Annotated in this window: 13 protein-coding genes; 3 read left to right on the top strand and 10 right to left on the bottom strand. The window is 54.0% G+C overall.

Annotated features, from left to right (window positions below):
* Positions 1–316 precede the first annotated feature (316 nt).
* Positions 317–703: a cytochrome b562 gene (gene cybC / locus HGO41_RS22555; protein WP_119823070.1), complete on the bottom strand. Its 387-nt coding sequence runs from the start codon at positions 701–703 to the stop codon at positions 317–319.
* 159 nt (positions 704–862) lie between these two features.
* Positions 863–2,203 carry a metalloprotease PmbA gene (gene pmbA / locus HGO41_RS22550; RefSeq protein WP_121019664.1) on the bottom strand — a complete coding sequence of 447 codons (1,341 nt, stop codon included), beginning with the start codon at positions 2,201–2,203 and terminating at the stop codon, positions 863–865.
* Positions 2,204–2,430: 227 nt separating this feature from the next.
* On the opposite strand from pmbA, the gene yjgA reads away from it, so the two are divergent.
* The gene (gene yjgA, locus HGO41_RS22545; protein WP_013577276.1) at positions 2,431–2,982 is read left to right on the top strand and encodes a ribosome biogenesis factor YjgA; all 552 of its coding nucleotides are present in this window, start codon (positions 2,431–2,433) and stop codon (positions 2,980–2,982) included.
* Positions 2,983–3,034: 52 nt separating this feature from the next.
* Here yjgA and HGO41_RS22540 read toward each other — a convergent pair whose 3' ends face one another.
* The 3 genes from HGO41_RS22540 to HGO41_RS22530 form a co-directional block, all read right to left on the bottom strand.
* Positions 3,035–3,328 (bottom strand): barstar family protein, encoded by a 294-nt coding sequence (locus HGO41_RS22540; RefSeq protein ID WP_013577277.1) that lies wholly within the window; start codon positions 3,326–3,328, stop codon positions 3,035–3,037.
* Positions 3,329–3,333: 5 nt separating this feature from the next.
* Positions 3,334–3,780: a ribonuclease domain-containing protein gene (locus tag HGO41_RS22535; RefSeq protein WP_131638593.1), complete on the bottom strand. Its 447-nt coding sequence runs from the start codon at positions 3,778–3,780 to the stop codon at positions 3,334–3,336.
* A gap of 77 nt (positions 3,781–3,857) precedes the next feature.
* A complete protein-coding gene (locus HGO41_RS22530; protein ID WP_250981480.1) occupies positions 3,858–5,318 on the bottom strand; it encodes an NAD-dependent succinate-semialdehyde dehydrogenase in 1,461 nt (486 codons plus the stop codon).
* Positions 5,319–5,503: 185 nt separating this feature from the next.
* Between HGO41_RS22530 and HGO41_RS22525 the strand changes: the two genes are divergently transcribed.
* Positions 5,504–6,085 (top strand): maltose acetyltransferase domain-containing protein, encoded by a 582-nt coding sequence (locus HGO41_RS22525; RefSeq protein ID WP_013577280.1) that lies wholly within the window; start codon positions 5,504–5,506, stop codon positions 6,083–6,085.
* A 7-nt stretch (positions 6,086–6,092) separates the two neighbouring features.
* Here the strand turns inward: HGO41_RS22525 and aaeB are convergent, their stop codons facing one another.
* The 3 genes from aaeB to aaeX are packed head-to-tail and all read right to left on the bottom strand — an operon-like array spanning position 6,093 to position 9,208.
* A complete protein-coding gene (gene aaeB, locus HGO41_RS22520) occupies positions 6,093–8,051 on the bottom strand; it encodes a p-hydroxybenzoic acid efflux pump subunit AaeB (protein WP_121019661.1) in 1,959 nt (652 codons plus the stop codon).
* Positions 8,052–8,061: 10 nt separating this feature from the next.
* Positions 8,062–8,997, bottom strand: coding sequence for a p-hydroxybenzoic acid efflux pump subunit AaeA (aaeA, locus tag HGO41_RS22515; protein WP_013577282.1), 936 nt, complete (start codon positions 8,995–8,997; stop codon positions 8,062–8,064).
* 7 nt (positions 8,998–9,004) lie between these two features.
* Positions 9,005–9,208 carry a p-hydroxybenzoic acid efflux pump operon protein AaeX gene (aaeX, locus tag HGO41_RS22510; protein ID WP_013577283.1) on the bottom strand — a complete coding sequence of 68 codons (204 nt, stop codon included), beginning with the start codon at positions 9,206–9,208 and terminating at the stop codon, positions 9,005–9,007.
* Positions 9,209–9,481: 273 nt separating this feature from the next.
* Here aaeX and aaeR point away from each other — a divergent pair, with 273 nt between their 5' ends.
* Complete coding sequence (gene aaeR, locus HGO41_RS22505; protein WP_250981479.1) at positions 9,482–10,420, top strand: HTH-type transcriptional activator AaeR; 939 nt, start codon at positions 9,482–9,484, stop codon at positions 10,418–10,420.
* A 73-nt stretch (positions 10,421–10,493) separates the two neighbouring features.
* On the opposite strand, the gene tldD is transcribed toward aaeR, so the two are convergent.
* Together tldD and yhdP are read right to left on the bottom strand one after the other, a co-directional pair.
* Positions 10,494–11,939 (bottom strand): metalloprotease TldD, encoded by a 1,446-nt coding sequence (gene tldD / locus HGO41_RS22500; RefSeq protein ID WP_013577285.1) that lies wholly within the window; start codon positions 11,937–11,939, stop codon positions 10,494–10,496.
* Positions 11,940–12,080: 141 nt separating this feature from the next.
* Complete coding sequence (gene yhdP, locus HGO41_RS22495) at positions 12,081–15,908, bottom strand: AsmA2 domain-containing protein YhdP (RefSeq protein WP_013577286.1); 3,828 nt, start codon at positions 15,906–15,908, stop codon at positions 12,081–12,083.
* Positions 15,909–15,960 lie beyond the last annotated feature (52 nt).

The raw sequence follows: 15,960 nt of genomic DNA, 5'->3' as shown, positions 1-15,960 counted from the left end.
AAAACCCCCTCCCCGCCTCCCCCTTCGCAGGGGGAGGAGCAAGACAGCGGTCAATTCCGGCTATTTCTCACCATGAAGTAATGTGGGTTTTACTCCCTCCCCTGCGAAGGGGAGGGTTGGGGTGGGGTATTAATGGCGAATCAATAAGTTAAAGTTTGCACTGACATTGGTTTTGTCATTAAAACCCCCTCCCCGCCTCCCCCTTCGCAGGGGGAGGAGCAAGACAGCGGTCAATTCCGGCTATTTCTCACCATGAAATAATGTGGGTTTTACTCCCTACCCTTCGCAGGGGAGGAGCAAGACACCCGCCATCTGCTTACTTAAACTTCTTGTGGTTCTCATTCCTTGTCGCCTTGAACCCTTCAGCTTCTTTCTTCGCTTCATCGACCTTGCCCGCTTTGGCTAAAGCGGAGGCCTTGTCAATCTGGCCAATCAGCGTATCCAGCCCTTTGTGGTAATCCTGCATTTCCGGGCTGTCAGGGGCTTTGCCTTCCAGTTTCGGTGGCGTGGCTTTTTTCGCGTCTTCCGCTGCGGCTTTCATGTTCGCCAGACCGGTGGTCAGTTCGGCCTGATCGTTGGTTTTCAGCACCTTGCTGTAATTATCAGAAATGGTGTCCATGTCCGTTTCTAAATCTGCTGCCAGTGCCACCGTGCTGCTTCCCAGCATTGCGACTACCGCTAACGCCATCAGTTGTTTACGCATGATCTTTCTCTCTATTGTTATTTATTTGTTAGATAAAACGACATTGCTTGTAAGGCTTTATAAAAATAGGCTGAGAGAGAGGAAAACGGGATGAATTTTTTGTAAAGAAGGTTGGCAGGTGAGAAGCAGCGATCAGGCGACCGCTGCTTTGCAGGAAAATTACTCGCCGGCGATTTTCATTGCCGGTAACAGCACGGAACCGCACTGGATATTACTGCGGGTTTCGATATCGCTGCCGATGGCGACCATGTTGCGCCACATGTCTTTCAGGTTTCCGGCGATGGTGATTTCACTGACCGGATACTGGATTTCGCCATTCTCGACCCAGAAACCTGCCGCGCCACGGGAGTAATCGCCGGTAACACCGCTGACGCCCTGCCCCATCAGTTCGGTGACGACCAGGCCTTTATCGAGCTTACGCAGCATTCCGGCGAAATCATCGCCCTGACCGGCGATGCGCCAGTTATGAATGCCGCCCGCGTGACCAGTGGTTTGCAGACCGAGCTTACGCGCGGAATAGCAGGTCATCAGCCAGTTTTGCAGCACGCCGTCTTTGACGATATCACGACGCTCGGTGCGCACACCTTCGCTGTCGAATGGCGTGGAAGCCAGCCCCTGCAACAGGTGCGGATGTTCTTCAATGGTCAGCCACTCCGGCAAAATTTGCTTGCCGAGGCTGTCGAGCAGGAAAGACGATTTACGGTAAATGCTGCCACCACTGATCGCCCCCACCAGATGCCCGAACAGGCCGGTCGCCACTTCAGAAGCGAACAATACCGGAGCCTGCATGGTCGGTAATTTGCGCGGCGCCAGACGGGATAAGGTGCGGCGGGCGCACTCTGCGCCGACCCATTCGGGGTCTTTCAGATCGCTCATTTTACGGGCGATGGAGTAGGCGTAATCGCGCTCCATGTCGCCTTCGTGTTCGGCAATCACTGAGGCGGAAATCGAATGACGCGTCGAGCAATAGCTTTGCAACATGCCGTAGCTGTTACCGAAAACGCGGATACCGTAATGGCTGTTGAAACTGCCACCTTCGGTGTTGGTGATACGCTTGTCAGCCTGCAACGCCGCCTGTTCAGCACGTGCGGCCAGTTCGATGCTGCGATCCGGATCCAGCTCTTCCGGGTGGAATAAATCCAGGTCCGGTGCATCGAACGCCAGCATCTCTTTATCGGCCACGCCCGCGAACGGATCCGGCGACGTGTAACGGGCAATATCCAGCGCCGCCTGCACGGTGCGGGAAATAGCGTCCGGGCTTAAATCGGTGGAAGACGCACTGCCTTTACGGTTCTGATAATAAACGGTGATGCCCAGTGCGCCGTCGCTGTTGAATTCCACATTCTCGACTTCGCCAAAACGGGTGCTGACGCCGATACCGGTGGTTTTGCTGACCGCCACTTCTGCAGCATCTGAACCGGCTTTCGCCAGTTCCAGTGCCTGAGATACGGCCTGTTCCAGAGTCTTACGCTGCTGCGCTACTTGATTCACTACGTTCATCGGCATGCCATCGCTTATGAGATAAAAGGGATTGTTCTACACTGATATACAGAAACTCTTATCTTTGAGTCTAACAGAGACTCGCCACAATTTCGCATTCACTCCGGCGTTGTTATGCCCAAAGTTGCAACAGAACATGGATGTATGCGGCATAACCCTGCATAATGCCGCCAAAGCAATAAAGCACAATCAAACTGACAGGATTACCTCGTTAAGAGGAAGCGCCCATGACAAAGAAAATTGACGACTGGCACGACGACGTTCCCGAAACCAACGAGAACGAAGATGATGAAGAAATCATCTGGGTCAGTAAAAGTGAAATTAAACGTGACGCCGAGGCGCTGAAAGATCTCGGTGCAGAAATGGTTGAACTGGGTAAAAACTCGCTGGACAAACTGCCGCTGGACGACGATCTGCGCGCAGCGATCGACTTAGCGCAGAAGATCAAGAAAGAAGGCCGCCGCCGCCAGTTACAGCTGATCGGTAAAATGCTGCGTTCCCGCGATGTTGAACCGATCCAGACCGCGCTGGATAAGCTGAAAAACCGCCATAACCAGCAGATTTCGCTGTTCCATAAACTGGAAATGCTGCGTGACCGTCTGGTTGAAGAAGGTGATGATGCGATCCCGCCGGTACTGGAATTGTATCCTGAAGCCGATCGCCAGCAACTGCGCGCACTGATCCGTAACGCACAGAAAGAGAAAGCCACTAACAAGCCGCCGAAATCTTACCGCCAGATTTTTCAGTATCTGCGCGAACTGGCTGAAGGTCAGGAATAAAAAAACAAAAACCCGCCTTTTTACTTAACAGAAAATGGCGGGTTTTTTCTTTTCAGCCTTTAGCCTTTACTGCGGGTTTCTCCAGCAGATTCAGCCGCAACTCGCCTTCCAGTTCTTCCTCCGCTTCTTCAAACAACAGAATCAGTGCGCCGAAACGGCGTTTACGGCTGGCATTCAGATTAATGAAATCTATCTCAACCGGCAGTGCAATCCCGCCCGTTACCTCATCCCAGAGTGCGTCCAGATTCGCGCCGAAGCTGTCAGTCAGTGCAAACTGACGGACAAACTCGCGGTAGAATGCGGGTAAATCCGGGATGTGATTAAAATCGAAGCTCACTTTATTCATCGACATCACTCCACCCGAACGAAGTTCTGATAATGGTCTTTACTGACATAAATCAGCCCGTCGCTGGCAAACAACACGCGGTCAGCACCGCGACGCCCGCAGCGATAGTTAATATCCGCTTCGCGCCACACCCTTTTGTACGCCGAAGGTAAACGTCCTTCCCGGTTTGAGAAGCGGTCACCACCGATGGCTTTGCCCGGCAATACATCACATAAATTCCCGGAACGGGCATCCCAGCCGGCTTCCCGCGCCTTTTTCTTGGTGATGTAATTTTCAGGCAATTTATGGTTCTGGCGTAAATAGCCGATCACCGTTTGTTCATCGGTGCCCGGAACTATTGTGCCCTGATTATATGTCGTTTTCGCGACAACCTGCCCCGCGACACCGCACAGCCCGAAAAACACGGCGGCCATCACCAGATTGCGCACACACCGCCCGTTAAATGCCTTCATTGACGTCCTTTGTGTTGAGCCGGAATGAAACTGTTTCTGTTTATTGTTTCTTAAAAAGTAACTTCTGGAAAGCTGACTTAAAGATTCCCTAAATGCAGCGTTTTCACCTGCAAATATTCTTCCAGCCCCAGCACCGAACCTTCACGTCCAAGGCCGGATTCTTTTACGCCGCCAAATGGCGCGGCTTCGTTGGAAATCGCACATTCATTAATACCAATCATCCCGCTCTCAATAGCATCCGCGACCCGGAAAATACGTTGAAGATTCTGGCTATAGAAATACGCTGCCAGCCCGAAAGGTGTGTCGTTGGCGCGTTTAATCACTTCCTCTTCCGTTTTGAAACGGAAACAGGCCGCCAGCGGACCGAAGGTTTCTTCATGCGCCACTTTCATGTCATCAGTGGCATCAATAATGACCGTCGGCTGGAAGAAGTTGCCACCGAGTTTGTGGCGCTGTCCGCCCTCCATCAGGCGTCCACCTTTCTCCAGCGCGTCCTTGACGTGCTCTTCAACTTTCTCCAGTCCTTTGATATCAATCAGCGGCCCGACAATGACGCCTTCATCCATGCCGTTGCCGACTTTCAGCTTGCGTACTTCTTCCACCAGCCGCGAGGTAAACGCCTCGTACACGCCCTCCTGCACATAAATACGATTGATGCACACGCAGACCTGGCCGGTATTGCGGAATTTACAAGTGATCGCGCCCTTCACCGCCGCCTCAATGTCGGCATCGTCAAACACGATATACGGCGCATTGCCACCCAGTTCCATCGACACCTTTTTCATGGTGTCGGCGCTGTTACGCACCAGCGTTTTGCCGATTTCCGTCGAGCCGGTAAAGGAGACTTTACGTACCGCATTGCTGGTCATAATCACGTCGCTGATGGCACCGGTGTCACCGGCCACGCCATTGATCACACCGTCCGGAACCCCGGCATCCTGCGCCAGTTGCAACAAGGCGAACGCCGACAGCGGCGTGTTACTGGCCGGTTTGATGAGACCGGTACAGCCTGCCGCCAGCGCCGGACCCAGTTTACGGGTGAGCATCGCCAGCGGGAAATTCCACGGCGTGATGGCCGCCACCACGCCGACCGGTTCGCGGGTCGCCAGAATGCGTGAGCCGGAGTTGGCCGGAGGAATGATTTCTCCGTTAGCGCGTTTGGCTTCTTCGCTGAACCATTGCAGGTAGCTGGCGGCGTAATCGACTTCACCCAGTGCCTCTTTCAGCGGTTTGCCCTGCTCGGCAACCATCAGCTCGCCCAGAAACTGTTTATTTTCCAGCATCAGTTCATACCAGCGATGCAAGATTTCAGAACGCGCTTTCGCAGTGGTTTTGCGCCATTCGGGGAATGCGTCACTGGCTGCCTTCACCGCGGCTTCTGTTTCTGCTTTACCGGCTTTGGCGACTTTGGCGACCACATCGCCGGTTGCCGGATCCAGCACATCAAAGGTTTCTTTGGCTTTAAGCCATTTACCACCGGCAAAATAGCCGGTCTTAAATAATGGATGCGTGGAGAGTTTATGAGGTTGGGCTGACATGAGGATCCTCCTGATTTATGCCGTTTTAAGCGATCTATCAGGTAAGTATAGCGGCTTGAGCAGAAGCGTCTGTCAGACAGCACTGAGAGACACAGATCGCAAAGTGAATTGTCATACGTTCACAGTTTCCGCATCCCTCAGTAAACTGCGGTGAACCCCACCCCATTTTTACAAAGGAAGAAGGCATGTCGACGCGCGAAAAAATGAATATCGGTGAACTTTATACAGACATGGACGAAGGATTGCCGGAGGAACGCGGTGCCGGAAAAGAGCGGGTGTATGATTTCAATCTCACGCGCCCTTCTGAAGAGGCAAAGCGCCTGCAATTGCTCAGAAGTATTATGGGCAGTCTGGGGGAGTCCTGCTGGATTGAGCCGCCGCTGCGCGTCGCGTATGGCACCCATATTCATATCGGCAACCACTTTTACGCTAACTTCAATCTCACGGTGGTGGATGACGCCACCGTGACCATTGGCAATAACGTGATGATCGCACCGAACGTCACGCTCGCCACCGCCGGACATCCCATCGATCCTGACATCCGCATCACCGGACAGCAATTCTCGCTGCCGATTGTCATTGAAGATAATGTCTGGCTGGGCACCGGCGTGATAGTCAATCCGGGTGTGACGATTGGACGTAACAGCGTGATTGGGGCTGGCAGTGTGGTGACCAAATCCATTCCCCCGGATGTGGTCGCGGCAGGTGTACCCTGCCGCGTATTACGTCCGATCACCGCCAGCGACCGTGAGGCTTTCCTGAAATAGCCGCCGGTCAGGCCAGGAACGCGTGCTGATAACGTTGCAGCATGTCAGTGAGGCGCCTTACCGGCTCGGTCACTTTCAGTGGTGCGTCGTACTCGACCAGTTTCTCCTGATACTCACCCAGCTCTTTCAGTAACCGCTGATAATAATAGGTGCGCTTGCCTTCACCTGAAGCAGAGACCACGTGATCGGCCGTATTACGGATTTTCTTGTGGAATGCCGACAGCTCATCATTCACCGGCACTTCTGCCAGTTTCATGCGCTGGTGCGCGATAATCAGCATCAGCGCCAGACGGTATTTACCAATATCGTTCGGGAACATCACCAGCAACTGGTTCAGCTGATGATAAAGCGCCGGAAGATGGTTTTCACGACGCCGGTACGCTTTGGTGGTCAGCGCCGATACCGCGCTGCTCATAAAGCGGTTAAGCAGCGTACGCCCGGTTTTCTCGCGAGACTTGTCGCGCACAATCAGCAACACCGCCATCGCGATCACCGTACCGATCGCCTGCCCCATCGCGTTATCCAGAAACGACGTGACGTTAAAAACCATCGGATTGCTGAGCACCAGAATATTAATGGTGCCCGCCAGCAACCCGAGCATACCGAGACGACGCTTGGTCACTTCGATACCGATAAAGAAGGTGAAGATCCCCAGCATCAGACACAGCAGGAACAGGCTCTGCTGCGTTGCGGGCATGATCAGCATAAACATCATCGAGCCGACCGGAATCGCCAGCAACATGCCGATAATGAAATCCATCGCCATGCCTTTCGGGTTCGGCGTACGCATCGCCAGCGAAGTCACCACTGCGATGATAATCACGCAGCCGCTGGCTGACGTCCAGCCGGTCCACAGCCACATCAGGCAGCCGATGGTTGTCGCCGTGAAGGTTCTCAGGCCGTTGACCAGCGCATGGTGACGTTCTGCTGAAACAGGCCGCACCACCACTTCGCCATCGAGCACCCCGCTTTCAATGGTGCTGATACTGCTGTTGGTCTGGATGCCTTTCATCAGCAACAGCGCACGGGTTCCGGCGCCGGTCCAGGCGCTGACCGTCATCAGTACGTTGTCGCTGTGCATGCCGGTAATCATCTGGCGTAATTGTTTCAGTCTGCGATGCACATCCGCCACGTTTTCAGCGGGTTCAGCAAACAATGCTTTCAGTTCAGGCGAGACCCGTTCCGGAGAGCTTTGCATAATCAGATAGGTTTCGCACGCCTGGGTGATCATGCTCAGCGAGGTGCTGTGCAGCGCTTTCAGGCGCCGATTACACCGCTGCCAGCGCGACGACTCCATCATCAGACTGCCGCGCATCCCGTTCAGCGCGGTCGTGCTTTTCACCAGGTTGTTCCAGGACTTATCGATGTCTTCCTTCGTCCCGCTATTCACGCAAATCCGCATCAGCGCAAACTGATCCAACATCAGCTGACTGACGGCACGGTCAATATCTTTTTTGATGGAACGGGGAGAGAACAACAGGTCAGCGACGATAGCGCAGCAAATCCCGATAACGATTTCACTGCAACGCTCAACCGCAAACTGCGGAGTTTGCAAAGGCGAGCTGGCGGAAGTCACTACGATAATCAGCGCGGTATAACCAGCCAGACCCAGCGCATACGAGTTCTCGATACGAACCAGCGACGACCACCAGGTGCACACGCCCGCCCAGATGCAGCATAACAGCAGCATAACGACCGGTGCGCGGGCGGTAGCAATCACGATCACCAGCGCCGCGATACAGCCGATAAAGGTGCCGATAACCCGCAGAAAACCACGATGACGAATAGCACCGGCAAAGGGTTCGCCACCCGCCGCCAGCGCAGGTCCCGACGTTACGATCGCGGCAGTCATGGCCGACCAGCGCGGGGTTTCGAGTTGCAGATAGAACCCGAGAACCAGTGCGCCGAGGATCGCGAACGTCAGCTTGCAGGCAAAACGTACGCGCGGGATAAGTACGCTATTCATCTTTCCGGCCTTAACCAAACTCTCTCAGACGGTGCAGGAGGCGAAGGAACGGGGATCCTTCATCTTGTTTACGGTCATGGCTGCCGGTAATCACGACCGTCGCCGTGGTACCTGCCGGATAAGGATGTTGCTGGTCTTTGTCATCAAGCAGGATTTTCACTGGCACACGCTGTGCCAGACGCACCCATTCAAGGTTGCTGTCGATGGTCGCCAGACCGTTGGTCGCCGCAGAAGAGGAGCTGTTCGTCACCGCCGCCGCTACGCTGTCGACCGTACCGTGCATAATACGGTTGCTGCCGAGCGGCGTGATTTCCGCACGATCCCCTTTTTTCAGCCCCGGCAGTTTGGTTTCTTCCAGATACGCCAGAATGTAGAAGGAATTTTTCTTCACCAGCGCCACGGCAGTCGAACCCCGGTTAATGTAGTTGCCCGGATGAACGGTCAGGTTAGTCACCCAGCCATCAGCAGGTGCGACAACCACGGTACGTTCCAGATCCAGCACCGCCAGATCCCGTGCAGCCTGCGCTTTCGCCAGCTGATGTTCAGCGGTTTGCAGCACGTTATTGGCCTGATCGATTTCTTCCTGCGACATGGCCTGTACGCCCAGTTTCACACGACGTCCGGCCTCGCGCTTTTTCTCAGAAGCCAGCGCCTGGTAATACGCGACGTCAGCACTCGCTTCGTCCAGCGCCTGCTGGTAACGCGGCTGGTCAATTTTGAACAGTACCTGGCCTTTTTTCACCAGTTGGTTATCCGTCACCGGCACATCGGTAATCAGACCGGTGACATCGGGCGCGATGGACACAACGTCAGCGGTAAACTTGGCATCACGGGTCCATGGAGATTCTGTATAGAACGCCCAGGCTTTGAAGATTGCGATGACAGCCAGCACGACAAGAATCAACGTTATTGTGTAACGTATTATTTTTATGGAGAAATTTTTCACAACGCCCTCAGACGAACATGCAGGAGATCAGGTAGAAAAGACAGCAGTACAACGCTGTGTTGAACAATGCCGGGTGCCAGACAAAATCATAAATTCCGGTGGGTTGCAATATGCGCCGCAGCAGGAAAAACACCACCAGCGCCAACAATATTTCAAAAAACACCGGAGGAAACGACAATCCGAAAATCACCATTACCGGAAGCAAACTCATCAAAAATTCCTTACATTATTACGACGGACAAACACATATCGTCCCGCGCACGCATTATTCGTTATTTTAGGCAACGGCACGCGACCCCGGAGAAAATAATTCAACGGGAGCAGAGCAATGAAGCTGCAGAGTTGCCAGGGAAGTGTGCGGAGGTAAGCATGATGTCAGGAAAACTGAAACCTGAGCTTTATCGCCCGGAAGGGTATATTAGCGTGCTTATTATCAACAGATCAACGTTCTGTGATCTAAATCACTTTTAAGCCAAAGTTAACAATGGACCGATTAAAACGCATGTCGATCTTTGCTCAGGTCGTGGAAAGCGGCTCCTTCACGGCGGCCGCACGACGCCTCGACATGAGCGTTTCCGCCATCAGCCAGACGATTTCAAAGCTGGAAAATGACTTACAAATCAAATTACTAAACCGTAGCACCCGCAGCATCGGCCTGACAGAAGCCGGTAAACTTTATTATCAGGGTTGCCGGAAAATGTTGCACGACGTACGTGAAGTACATGAACAATTGTATGCCTTCAACAACACCCCGACCGGAACATTACGCATCGGCAGTTCATCAACGATGGCACAAAATGTTCTTGCCGCGATGACTGCGGAAATGCTCACCGAATACCCCGGTCTGACGGTGAATCTGGTGACTGGCATTCCGGCACCAGACCTGATCGCTGACGGACTGGACGTGGTGATCCGCGTCGGCGCGTTGCAGGATTCCAGCCTGTTCTGCACCCGCTTAGGCTCAATGCCGATGGTGGTGTGTGCGGCGCGCAGTTATCTGGCACAACACGGCACGCCGGAGAAACCCACCGATATGGTGAATTTCTCCTGGCTGGAATACAGCGTCCGCCCGGACAGTGAATTTGAACTGATCGCCCCCGAAGGTGTTTCAACCCGTATTACACCGCAAGGCCGCTTCGTGACTAACGACTCGCAGACCATGATCCGCTGGCTGAAAGCCGGTGTCGGTATCGCGTATGTTCCGCTGATGTGGGTGATTGAGGAGATTAATGCCGGTGAGGTGGAGATTCTGTTCAGGCGCTATCAGTCCGATCCGCGCCCGGTTTACGCGCTGTATACTGAAAAGGACAAACTGCCGCTGAAAGTGCAGGTCTGTATTGATTATCTGACGGATTATTTCAAACGGGTAAGCAAGGTGTATCAGGGATACCGGCAGGGCAAGAAAGTGACTCAGTGGAATTGAGTTCGTATCAAACCAAAAACCCACCTGACCTCCCCTTGTGAAAGGGGAGGGATAACACCGAAATAATCTTCTGCTACGCAGTGCCGCCAACGGTGAGATTATCCAGTTTCAGGGTAGGCTGACCGACCCCGACCGGCAGGCTCTGGCCTTCTTTACCACACACACCGACGCCTTTATCGAGCGCCAGATCGTTGCCGACCATGGAAATCTGTTGCATCGCTTCAATGCCCGAGCCGATCAGCGTCGCGCCTTTCACCGGTTTGGTGATGCGGCCTTTTTCGATCAGATAAGCTTCGGAGGTAGAGAACACGAATTTACCCGAAGTAATATCCACCTGACCGCCGCCGAAGTTTGGCGCATACAGGCCAAATTCTACGCTACTGATAATGTCTTCCGGCGTTGATTTCCCGGCCAGCATATAGGTGTTGGTCATACGCGGCATCGGCAGATGTGCGTAAGATTCGCGGCGGCCGTTACCGGTCGGCGCAACGCCCATCAGGCGCGCATTCAGTTTGTCTTGCATGTAGCCTTTCAGCACGCCGTTTTCGATCAGCACGTTGTACTGCCCCGGCACACCTTCGTCGTCAATCGCCAGTGAACCGCGCAGACCCGGCAGGGTGCCGTCGTCCACTACGGTACACAGTTCAGAAGCCACCCGTTTGCCCATCTGACCGCTAAATACAGAGGTTCCGCGACGGTTGAAGTCACCTTCCAGACCGTGGCCTACCGCCTCATGTAACAGCACACCCGGCCAGCCTGCGCCCAGCACCACCGGCATGCCACCTGCCGGGGCGGCGACTGCCGTCAGATTCAGCAACGCCATACGCACGGCATCACGGGCAAAAGCTTCCGCACGCACTTCACCGTTAACGGTTTCGAGGAAGTAGTCATAACCAACACGACCGCCGCCGCCACTTGAGCCACGCTCACGACGTCCATCCTGTTCAACCAGAACGCTCACGGACAGACGCACCAGCGGGCGAATGTCTGCCGCCAGCGTGCCGTCGGTGGCTGCCACCAGGATGTTTTCATACACGCCGGTGATGCTGGCACTGACTTCCTGCACGCGCTTATCGGCCGCACGGGCAATTTTGTCGACGCGGTGTAGCAGTTCGATTTTTGCTTCGCGTGACAGGCTTTGCAGCGGATCCAGCGGAGAATAAAGAGATTTATAGGCAATTTCGCCCAGCGTATGCGCTTTGCCATTGCCCTGGTCGCGGACAATGCTGCGGGCAGCTGTTGCACTCAGGTTCAGGGCATTCAGCGTGATTTGGTCAGCATAAGCAAAACCGGTTTTTTCACCGCTTACCGCACGAACACCGACGCCCTGATCGATATTGTAAGAACCGTCTTTGATGATGCTGTCTTCGATCACCCAGCTTTCATGGAAACTGGACTGGAAAAAGAGATCGGCATAATCAAGACGACGTTCAGACAACTGGCCCAAAATGGAAAACAGATCCTGATGACTCAGATTATTAGCAGTTAGTAACTGCTCACTGACTAAGGCCAGACTCATAGATGTTCACTCTCTTTTAGACGACAATCCGGCGTGCAGACTGTGGTCTACACAGTCTGCACGCCAAACAATCCATTGTTACAAGGTTATTAACAGCCTAACACAGCATGAACGAGGTTTCCTGCCACCTTCACGGTGGCGTTACTGTGCGGCGGCGGCTTTTGGATGTTCAACCGGTTTACGCAGAATTTCGTTGATACGGGGTTCTGCGATAGTGCCGTCAATCTGATAGCGGATAAGCGAGATTTTATTCCACAGCGGCGCCAGCACTTTACTGGCAGCGAAGACTGCAACGCCGACTACCGGGTTGATGACGAACGCCGTCGCCACACCTACTGTGGCGGAAATTTCCGGCGCAATGACCGCTTCGAGATCCAATTGCTGATTCACGAAATTGACCTTCCCGGTGATGGCGATATCTGCTTCCAGTCCGTCAACCAGCAGATCGTCGGTATGAAGTACGCCGTCTTTAATCCAGGCCGTGGATTTGATGGAGTCAAAATAGAAGCCCTGGCCAAAGGTATCGCTGAAATCAAGACGCAGTTTGCGCAGCAGCGCATCGAAGCTGACCAGTCGCAGCAATTGTCCGGCGCGGCCCGTGCCGACATCCGCAATTTCGCCTTTGCCCAGCGTGTTTTTCAGGGTGCCGTTCAGTGTGCTGATATCTGGCTTCCACGGCACGGATTTCCAGTGCAAATCAAAGTTAACGTCAAACGGCGCGCCTTTCAGTGGTGTAGTCACGCCAAAGAATGACATGGCCTGCTCAATATTCTTACCGGTCAGCTTGCCTTTCAGGCCGGTGTTTTCGCCCTGCCCGTTCTGCCTCCAGTCGCCCTGCACGTCGAGACGTGCCACGCCGGTATCTATCAGACCGTTACGCAGCATCAGCTGATCGCCTTGCGGTGTCAGGTCGGCATTCACTTTGCGGAAGTTCTGGCCGAGGAACCAGCAGGCTTCACAACGCAGTTGCAATGCCGGCCAGCTGGCAAACGAAATTTTTTCAGTAGCAAACGGATTACCGCCCGGCTGACCGCTGCTGGCCACATCCGCGACCGTCCATTGCGGATTGAAATAGACGTATTTCAGATTAGCCAGCCACGGACCGTTGTCATTCATGTTCAGCCTGCCATCGATTTCCTTACCTTTGGCAGTGACCTCCATGCCCTGATGCCCTTGTACCGAGGTGAGGGTCAGGTCATTCCAGACCTGTCCGCCCAGTGTCAGCGCAGGCGTTGTCAGGATAATCTGGTGCGGGAAGCTGAAACCGGCCAGTTTAGTAGTAGTGTCCTGCGTCGCTTTATCCGGTGACAGCAAACCCAGCCAGCTTTCACCATCAAGTGCGGGCAGATGGAGCGTCAGACTGCTGTCATCCGGCAATGGAGGCGTTTTTTTGCTGTTTGCCTGCCACGATGCGCGATCGAGTTTCAGTTGTTTACCCAGCAGCCAGCGGCTGTTGAAATGATCTTTGCCCGCCAGCACACCTTGCAGATTAAAACTGTGCAGGTCGCCTTTGACATTCACCACCAGCGGCAGCGGATGACCGGCTTTCTTGCTCAACGGATCGGGTAAGTGACTGCTCACATCTTTCAGATCGGCGTTTACATCGACGGTATAGGTCGGGGTACCTTTGTGCGGCAGCGTAATATTGACGTCGCCTTTCCACGGTGTACCACCCGAAATTTTACTGGCTGCTGCCGCTGGCAAGCCGGGGATTTTAGACAGTTGCCAGTTGGCATCCAGCCCGACCTGAACCTTGAAATCATCCGGCAGTTCCTGCGTGCTGAACATCACGTTGACCGGTTGCCCGAACCAGTTACCGGTAAGCCGGTTACTTTGCAGGTTGCCATTGTCATAACTGAACTGGCCACTGAGCTGACTGATTTTGCTGTTCAGCGGTTTAATAAACAGACTGTTGTTATTGAGCGTGACGCCACCGGATGCACGCACAAGTTCGCCATCAAGCGGAATATCCAGATGTAAGCGACCATTCACTTCGCCGCCAATCTGCAATTCCTGTAGCGCCGAGCCCAGCGAGTCATGCAACGGCGTATCCATGAAATAATCGCCGATATCTTTCCCCTGCCCGCGCAGGTCCGCATCAATAAACAGTTTTTCTTTCAGGTAGTCAGGAATATTGGCAACGACGTTGTTGCCGTCCACATTGCCCAGTTTGGTGTGCGCGGCTTTCATAAACAGGCCGTCATTAAGGAAATCGAGATCGATATCCAGATCAGTCAGCGCTGGCCAACCTGGCTGGAACTCAAAGGTCGAGTGGCGTAGCGGAACCCACACTTCAAACTGCCCTTCGTTCTTTTTGAACGGGAAATGATGTGGATTGCCGTTGAAGGTCAGGGTGGCGTTATCCACCTGACCGGCCTTTATGGCACCACTGAGATAATTTACCAGATGTTTGCCCATCAGCGGTTCAGGGAAATAGCGCCAGGCCTGACCGGCGTCATACAGGCGAATACCGGCCAGGATATTCAGCCACGGGTCACCTTTGACAGGCTGGTTGTAGCGGAAATCGCCCTTCGCCCACAGCGCGTTGGCTTTGACATCTACGTCTTTACCCGACAATGACCAGCCATCTTTGCCGTTCTTCCAGTTAAAGGTACCGGTCGCCGCACTGATATCCAGAGGTGCGCGGAACATTTCGCCGTACGGCAGCAGGCTGTCTTGTAATTTCACCGTCATCTGCCCGCCCGCCACGCTACCTTTCAGGCCACCACTGAAATGATTGACACCCGGCAGCAGTTTCCAGCGCTGCCAGCTGACATCGCGCCAGTTCACATCAAAACGGGTCTGATCAGGCTGCTTTAGCGGGATATCCAGCGCGAGCCGATCAACGTTACCGGCGGGTTTTAAATCCTGCCAGCGCTCCAGTAAAGCCGGAGTCAGGAATGAGAAAGTCGGGATCACCGGGCCTAAACGTTCCAGTTGCAGATTGGTGCCACGGATGCGCAGCTCTTCACCCTGCGAGGGCCCGAGGAACTGGTTATTTTCCGGCAGATAAAGTACTTCAAGGCGGCCTTTCGGCCACGCCACACCATCGGTTTTCAGATTCAGCTGCTTCGTGCCAACCTGCCAGCCATTACCCTGACGGTTACCGTGTAATGTCAGATTATCGACATCGAGCTGGTGTTCCTCAGTGCCATTTTTCCAGGTGGCAGAGCCATTTTTCAGCAATGCGTCAGCGGCATAAATATCGCCACTACGCACCGTCAGCCACGCCGCGAGGCTGAAGTTAGCACTTTCCAGACCGGTATTATTGCGCAACCACCGGCTGAACCACGGTTTCATGTCGATATCATCGGCCTGAAGATAAATTTTCCCGTTATTGAGCAAACCATTGGTGTCGTTCAGATCCATACGCAACTGCACAATGCCGTGCTGCCCGTTAAAACTCGACAGGCTAAGCTGCCCTTCGGCGCGATGGCGGTTGTGGCTGTTCAGCCAGGTCATCTGAGGAATGTCGAATTCCGCCCGTGGACCGGAAGGCGTCAGGAAGGAAATGCGGCTGTTGCGCAGATCGAAATGGTCGACCTGTCTGAGGAAAATATCACTGACGCGGTTTGGCTGGATGCCGTTGCCTTTATTGCTTTCGCCACCCAGCGTGCTGTTTAAATCCAGCTGCAAATTGTAAAAAGTAAGGTCGCGGAACTGCCAGCGGAAATGCAGCAAGGATTGCCAGACGTCCAGCGCCAGGGTAATGCGCTGAACCTGCCACTTTGAGTCCGGTAATGTCACCTGAAGGCCTCGGATCTCCATGATCGGGCCAAAGGTTTTCCAGCTGGCGCTGACTTGCGATAACTCGATCGGTACGCCCGTGACCGCCTCGACTTTCCCGACCAGTTGATCCTGGAAGCGGGTCAACTGAGGCAATGCCAGACGCAAGCCACTGATCACCAAAGCCACTATCACGACAAGGGTTGCGCTGGTGGTTAATAAAATACCGGGCAGTCGCCTCAAACTTCTCTCCTTGTTTTCCATTCCATGCTGGTTTTCACCCGCACAGACGGCA

It is taken from the genome of Rahnella sp. CG8, assembly GCF_023701875.1.
Lineage (GTDB): Bacteria > Pseudomonadota > Gammaproteobacteria > Enterobacterales > Enterobacteriaceae > Rahnella > Rahnella aceris.
Note: the sequence above shows the minus strand (reverse complement) of the source record. Positions and strands in the feature narration are given on the sequence as shown.

Excerpts from the sequence above, each read along its gene's own strand:
- cybC (WP_119823070.1), bottom strand. The coding sequence starts at position 703 with ATGCGTAAACAACTGATGGCGTTAGCGGTAGTCGCAATGCTGGGAAGC.
- pmbA (WP_121019664.1), bottom strand. The coding sequence starts at position 2,203 with ATGAACGTAGTGAATCAAGTAGCGCAGCAGCGTAAGACTCTGGAACAG.
- yjgA (WP_013577276.1), top strand. The coding sequence starts at position 2,431 with ATGACAAAGAAAATTGACGACTGGCACGACGACGTTCCCGAAACCAAC.
- HGO41_RS22540 (WP_013577277.1), bottom strand. The coding sequence starts at position 3,328 with ATGAATAAAGTGAGCTTCGATTTTAATCACATCCCGGATTTACCCGCA.
- HGO41_RS22535 (WP_131638593.1), bottom strand. The coding sequence starts at position 3,780 with ATGAAGGCATTTAACGGGCGGTGTGTGCGCAATCTGGTGATGGCCGCC.
- HGO41_RS22530 (WP_250981480.1), bottom strand. The coding sequence starts at position 5,318 with ATGTCAGCCCAACCTCATAAACTCTCCACGCATCCATTATTTAAGACC.
- HGO41_RS22525 (WP_013577280.1), top strand. The coding sequence starts at position 5,504 with ATGTCGACGCGCGAAAAAATGAATATCGGTGAACTTTATACAGACATG.
- aaeB (WP_121019661.1), bottom strand. The coding sequence starts at position 8,051 with ATGAATAGCGTACTTATCCCGCGCGTACGTTTTGCCTGCAAGCTGACG.
- aaeX (WP_013577283.1), bottom strand. The coding sequence starts at position 9,208 with ATGAGTTTGCTTCCGGTAATGGTGATTTTCGGATTGTCGTTTCCTCCG.
- aaeR (WP_250981479.1), top strand. The coding sequence starts at position 9,482 with ATGGACCGATTAAAACGCATGTCGATCTTTGCTCAGGTCGTGGAAAGC.
- tldD (WP_013577285.1), bottom strand. The coding sequence starts at position 11,939 with ATGAGTCTGGCCTTAGTCAGTGAGCAGTTACTAACTGCTAATAATCTG.